General features: G+C 67.2%; 8 protein-coding genes. 3 read left to right on the forward strand and 5 right to left on the reverse strand.

Annotated features, from left to right (window positions below; all coding sequences use genetic code 11):
* Positions 1-494: 494 nt before the first annotated feature.
* On the forward strand, positions 495-719 hold the full coding sequence (locus BL254_RS24025; protein ID WP_047225187.1) for a hypothetical protein: 225 nt from the start codon (positions 495-497) through the stop codon (positions 717-719).
* Positions 716-1,126: a type II toxin-antitoxin system VapC family toxin gene (locus tag BL254_RS24030; RefSeq protein WP_076845290.1), complete on the forward strand. Its 411-nt coding sequence runs from the start codon at positions 716-718 to the stop codon at positions 1,124-1,126. The genes BL254_RS24025 and BL254_RS24030 overlap by 4 nt, the downstream gene beginning before the upstream one ends.
* A gap of 274 nt (positions 1,127-1,400) precedes the next feature.
* Here the strand turns inward: BL254_RS24030 and BL254_RS24035 are convergent, their stop codons facing one another.
* From BL254_RS24035 to BL254_RS24055, 4 genes are all read right to left on the reverse strand, one after another.
* On the reverse strand, positions 1,401-2,051 hold the full coding sequence (locus BL254_RS24035) for a hypothetical protein (RefSeq protein WP_076845291.1): 651 nt from the start codon (positions 2,049-2,051) through the stop codon (positions 1,401-1,403).
* Entirely contained in the window at positions 2,048-2,896 is an 849-nt protein-coding gene (locus BL254_RS24040) for an ImmA/IrrE family metallo-endopeptidase (protein ID WP_076845293.1), read from the reverse strand. Before BL254_RS24040 ends, BL254_RS24035 begins: the two co-directional genes overlap by 4 nt.
* The gene (locus tag BL254_RS24045) at positions 2,893-3,240 is read right to left on the reverse strand and encodes a helix-turn-helix domain-containing protein (protein WP_047225183.1); all 348 of its coding nucleotides are present in this window, start codon (positions 3,238-3,240) and stop codon (positions 2,893-2,895) included. The genes BL254_RS24040 and BL254_RS24045 overlap by 4 nt, the downstream gene beginning before the upstream one ends.
* A gap of 581 nt (positions 3,241-3,821) precedes the next feature.
* Positions 3,822-4,004: a hypothetical protein gene (locus tag BL254_RS24055; protein ID WP_076845297.1), complete on the reverse strand. Its 183-nt coding sequence runs from the start codon at positions 4,002-4,004 to the stop codon at positions 3,822-3,824.
* A 457-nt stretch (positions 4,005-4,461) separates the two neighbouring features.
* Here BL254_RS24055 and BL254_RS26615 point away from each other — a divergent pair, with 457 nt between their 5' ends.
* Positions 4,462-5,256, forward strand: a complete 795-nt coding sequence (locus BL254_RS26615; RefSeq protein WP_076845301.1) for an excalibur calcium-binding domain-containing protein — start codon at positions 4,462-4,464, stop codon at positions 5,254-5,256.
* Between the two features lie 75 nt (positions 5,257-5,331).
* Here BL254_RS26615 and BL254_RS24070 read toward each other — a convergent pair whose 3' ends face one another.
* Entirely contained in the window at positions 5,332-5,574 is a 243-nt protein-coding gene (locus tag BL254_RS24070) for a GNAT family N-acetyltransferase (RefSeq protein WP_076845303.1), read from the reverse strand.
* Positions 5,575-5,654: the final 80 nt, after the last annotated feature.

The following is a 5,654-nucleotide window of genomic DNA, read 5'->3' on the forward strand; positions in this document are numbered from 1 at the left end:
CGACGCGTCCTCGGTGATGACCATCCATTGACCATCTCGATGCGAAGCACGCTCGCCGAGTTTCCCAATTCCGACTAAACCAAGCCAATCTTCTTTGCGTTCGTRTTGCCGTTGTAGCCAGCCCGACGGATCTTCGCGTGGGCGGGTTCGATGGACACGGTCGGGCCGTTGACCTGCAGGTTCGTGTTCGCATTAATGCTGGTTGGGTGTACCCACCAGCGTGATCAAGCCTCTGACCTGCATGAGCAGGTTCGCGCGCGGCCCGGAGAGCTGGACGGCGTTCACACGCAGGACCCGGTCAGAGATGGCCCGCGGGTTCGGGTTCGTCCACCGCAGCACCCCTCGCAAGATCGAAATCACCGACCACAGCAGTGGGAGCTGCCGGGTCTGCGGGTGCCCGTGACCGCTGGGTCGCAACGAGATGTCGGACTTCCCGGGACGGAGACCACGTCGGTAGCAGGGCCAGCGGCGGGCACGGCTCCTACACTGGATGCATGACCGTGCGCGAGGAAGCACACCGGCTGCTTGACGCGCTGCCGGAGGACCGGCTATCCGAAGCCGTGGAGCTGCTGCGGCAATGGGCAGCAGCCGAGCACGGCGAGCGCCCCCGTCGCCGCTTCCGTACGACCGCCGTCTTCGACGGTGAGCCGGATCTGGGCGAGCGCGCCAAGGAAGTCGTGCGCGACGCGTGGGGTGCCGAGGGGCGCCGCACCGCGTGATCGTCGTCGACACCGGCCCGGTGGTGGCGGTCGCCAACCGCAAGGACGATCATCACCGGCAGTGCGTCGACCTGCTCCAGAACTTTCCCGGGCCACTTCTGCTCCCAGCTCCGCTCCTCTCGGAGATCGGCTACATGCTCTTCAGCCGGGCCGGAGCGAAGGCCGAGGCCAACTTTCTGCGCGACGTGGCGGACGGTGTCTACGAGCTGGCACCCGTCACGCCTGCCGACGCCCATCGGGCCGCTGATCTGGTCGAGCGGTATGCAAGTCTTCCGCTGGGCACCGCCGACGCCTTCGTCGTCGCGGTCGCCGAGAAGTTCCAGGCGGTGCATATCGCCACGTTGGACCGCCGTCACTTCAGMGTGGTCCGTCCAAGCCACGTCCCCGCTTTCACCCTGCTGCCGTAGCCTGCCGTCAGCCAGTTTTCCTGGTGTTCGTGTTGCCAGCGTAGCCGGCCCGTCGGATCTTCGCGTGGGTTGGTCCGATGGAGACCGTCGGGCCGTTGACCTGCAGGTTTAGGTTCGCATTAGTGCTGGTTGGGTGCACCCAACACCATGATCGGACCTGTGAGCTGCGGGAACAGGTTCGCGCAGGGATAGGAGAGGCCGAGAGCGGCTACGCCACCCGCTGATCTTTCGGTGCCTGCGGCCGCGCGCTGGAGTGCTGGGCCATCACAGTCGTTCAGGTACCAGGCTCGCCGGCTTCCGGTTTGGTGGGATGCTCCCAGATACCCGAGCCGAGCAGTCTGGTGTTCTCGATCGGCGGTAGGCCGTCGTCACCGGCGCGGAGTCGAGCGTAGAGGGAGCGCATCGCGGCGCGGTCGGGAAGATGCTCTCTGCCTGCCGCGCGTTCCAGAACGGTCAGCGTGCTCACCAGTCTCAGTCCGCCTACAGGCCTCCCCTGCGTCCGTAGCCGCTCCAGCCGCCTTCGTTCGGTGGTGGCGATCGCGGCGCCCACCCCGTCGTCGATGAGCACGGTGACCATCGCCCCGGTTTCGGCCGCGACGACGGCGTGAGCGACGACCATGGTCTCGCCCAGATCCCTGCTCTCCTTCATGCGCTCGTGCATGGGAAGCCGGCTGATCCGGGAGACGACAACCGCGAGCTCCGGGGTGACGTCGTCGGGGAGTATCTCGATCCAGGTCGGCGTCAGTTTGTTCCAGACCGCCTCGGCTGCGCGGAACCGAGGGTCGGAGYGGGCCTTGCGGACCACTTCGGAAGCGACGGTCTCCGGGGCGCTGAGCGGGCCGAGAACACTGATGAGCAGCCTTTCCTTGTTGACGGCGAGGAAGCTGAGAGCTGGCCCGGCGTCGACGACCGGCCGTACGGTCACCGTGTGGGGGCCGGGGAAGACTCGCCAGCCGCATCGTCGAGACCGCTCAGATCGATGTCGACGTCCGGCAGGTCGGCGCCGTCAGTCCACGCCCGGGGCGGCTCTCCTGCTTCGATGCCTGCCTCGCGTAGCTCCGTCTCCACAGTCGCGACCTCGATGCCGCGGAGCGTGGCCAGAGCCTGCGYGGAGACAACGTGTTCCAGATAGCCGTTGATCGCAYGGGCGAGGAGCCGCTGCGGAGCCCGCCGCTGATCGGACTCGGCCTGCAGGGCACGGTACTGGTCGATCCAGCCGAACCGGGCCGCCAGCCACGGCGTGGCGACAGCTCGCCACTCCACTTTCACGGCTTCCGTGATGTATCCAGCCTGCTCCAAGGCGATCGCGGCGATCGGCGGGGATACTAGGAACCGTTGCGTCACCTGCGAAAGCAGCGCGAGGTCCATACCCTCAGGACCGCGGTCGCCAAGGAACCCGCGCAGCCCCTCCGCCGGTATGAGCAGGTGCCGGGCAAAGGCATCCGCCCGTACCTCCGCCGGTCGACGCTCGCTCCACGTTTCTTCCGGCGCCTCCGACCAGTCCTCGAACAGGACATGCGCCAGTTCGTGGGCGAGGGAGCTGCGCTGTCGCATGGGCCGGTCGGTCCGCGCCACGCCAATGAACACCGAGTTCCGGACTGGATCGCGCACTGTGAGCCCGTGCTCGTCCGGGCCTGYGTCGAGTACGGCCACGTCGATCCCGGTGGTCTGCTCGACGAGTGACACAAGATCGCCCAGGGCCTGTGCCCCCAGGCGATGGTCGCGGCGGAACTGCGCTGCCGCGTCCCTCCCGTCCGACTCGGCGCTCATGCCACCACCGGAAGCGGCGGGATGCCCTGGTCATCCAGATAGGCGTCCAGATCCAGGTAGTGCAACAGCTCCCGGCGCATCGCGGCCATCTCGGCATCGTTCGTGGCGCGGGCCGCGTACTGGGCACGGTCGGCCACCGATCCGACACCAGTAAGCTCCGCCACGGAATGACCGGTTGCGCCCGCGATCGCGATGATCTCCGTCATCTTGGCTACCCGATCACCAGCGACGATCCGGGACAGCGTCGGCTGCGAGATACCCGTGACCTGAGCCAAGGCCCGTTGGGTCAGCTGGGCAGCACTCATGGCGTGCCTGATCCGTTCACCCACACCGATCGAGTCCATACCACCACCCCCTTGAATCAGATCAAGCATACCCGATTCACGGCTGGTTCCGGCCCGTTCAACCGCACGCTTTGCAGGTCACCGAATCCGCTTCGGCTTCTCCGCCCCGGCGGGCATCGAAGATGCATCGCCGGGGCTGGTGGACCTTCAACGGCCCTGATCACGCGACCAAAGCACCACCGCGGACCGCGGACGCCGAACCTTCGGGCCGGCCGCGAGATCGCCGGCCGGGCTCAAACGGCCGCACCAGTCAATCCCTATCCGATCTTCCTAGCGTTCGTGTTGGTGGCGTAGCCGGCCCGTCGGATCTTCGCGTGGGCGGGTTCGATAGACACGGTCGGGCCGTTGACCTGCGGGTTTAGGTTCGCATTAGTGCTGGTTGGGTACACCACAGCCGGCCTGACCAGGCATGGGCCGTAGTAATACCAACGGGATCCGTCAAGATCAGCGGTCAGCGAGATGGTAACTTCGCCCCCCGCGATAGCGATCATCGAGAGAGCGGACCCCGTCTGACGGTTCCCGCTGGACACCTGAAACCAGAGCCTGGCCACCACCGGCCGATCCCACAAGACCCGGACTACCTACCGCAAAGCTGGCGTCACGCTGATCAACTGGCTCGCGACGCTGCCGGAGCCGCCGGCGGGCTGGACCACCCCGCGCACTGGCGCCGAGCGACCCGCCGCGCGGCCGATCGACGCGAGGGCCCAGAACACCCCGACGACCTCAACGAGCTGCGCGTGCGGCTGGAGCAGAGTGCCTGACACCCCCGAACCCTGGGTACCGGTCGGTTTCGTCGAACGGCTCGACCTGTGTGATCGTGACGGAGTCACCAGCCGACGACCCGCGCCGTCTCGTGACCCCCTGGATCTTCACCCGTATAGATGATCCTTACCAGGGCATACGGTGCGAACCAGGCTCCCCGAACCTGTGGTTCGGCCCCCTACCGCAGTCCGAGCACACGGGGAGTGGGCCAGCGCTCTGCCACTCCTGCTGGATCGAGGAAGGCACCCACCGAGTCATCTGCGACACGTTCACCACGCTGACCCGCCCGCTTGTGAAACCAGCAGCGATCACATGCGGAAAGCCGAACAGCCCGCTGTAGAGGGTCGGGCCGACAACTGTTACCCCGATGAGCCTGTATACCCCGTGATGCGGCATGATGCGCAACGTCATTGGGCAACACGGGGGGCGGCCATGGCGCGACGGCGGCGGTGGGACGAGATGAGCCCACAGGAGAAACGACAGGGCTGCGGCTGCCTGATCGGGGCGTTCGTCATCCTGGTCATCATCGGTGCGATCGCCTCGGCCGGAGGCGACAGCACGAAGCCGACAGCAGCTKCGGCGAGCGCGGCGGCCACCACCAGCCCGCCGGCCAGCCCGGCCGCGGCCCTGGTCTGGTACGACGGCACCACGGAGCTGCGCGGGCAGATCGCCACATCGGCCGCGGCCGTCCGCCAGCACATCGCCGCCCAGGACGGCGCCTCCTTGCGGCCGGCATGCCAGGCCCTCGCCGCCCTGGCGCAGACCGCTCGCGACTACCCGGCCGCGCCAGACGCCGAGACCCAGCAGGCGTTCCACGTCGGTGCCGGCTACTATGCCGATGCCGCCCAGTGGTGCGACAAGATCTGGACCGGCGGGGGCGCTGTCACCCTCACCGTGCTGTGGGAGCGGACGACCAACGCCCTCGGCAACGGGGACGAACGCTGGCAGGAGCTGGCGCGCCGAGTCGGCGGCACGGTCGCGACCGCCGCACCCGCGACGACAGCCTCCCGCCCGCAGGCGACCGCCGCGGCGCCGGCCGCGACGACGCCGACGAGAACCACGAGCACCCCGCGGCCGGCGTCGATCGCACCCAGACCGCCGACGCCAGCGCCGGCTACGACAGCCAGCAGCGTCTACTACCGGAACTGTGACGCGGCACGCGCGGCCGGCGCGGCACCGATCTATCAGGGCCAGCCCGGATATCGGGCTGCCCTCGACGCCAATCACGACGGCGTCGCCTGCGAAACCCGCTGATCTGATTTGCATTCAACGTCAACGAAAACCAGCAGCGGGAGCGTGTGCTCCGCGTGTCGACATCGAGCCCGACAACTATTCTTCTGCCAAGTTCCTCCGGAACGTCACCATTGGTCGCCCCGGGCCGTTATAGTCAGCCACGGGGTCGCTGACCGTGAAACCGAGACGCCTGTGGAATTTGACTGAAGCTTCGTTGCCTGGTGCGGTGACCGCTCTGACCTCTCGGCAACCGCCTAGCCGGGCATGTCGAAAGAAGTCTTCGTAGAAAAACCGCGCCAGACCCGCGCCGTGACGGTCCGGCCGGACGGTAGATGTCAAGTCAAATGAGACAGTTGGTCGTTACTCGGTTGGCTTGGGACTGGCTGGTTGATCCACACGGTCTCGGGTAGACGGGGTGG

Origin of the sequence: Protofrankia sp. BMG5.30 (genome assembly GCF_001983005.1) — a bacterium.
GTDB classification, from domain to species: domain Bacteria; phylum Actinomycetota; class Actinomycetes; order Frankiales; family Frankiaceae; genus Protofrankia; species Protofrankia coriariae.

Excerpts from the sequence above, each read along its gene's own strand:
- BL254_RS24025 (WP_047225187.1), top strand. The coding sequence starts at position 495 with ATGACCGTGCGCGAGGAAGCACACCGGCTGCTTGACGCGCTGCCGGAG.
- BL254_RS24045 (WP_047225183.1), bottom strand. The coding sequence starts at position 3,240 with ATGGACTCGATCGGTGTGGGTGAACGGATCAGGCACGCCATGAGTGCT.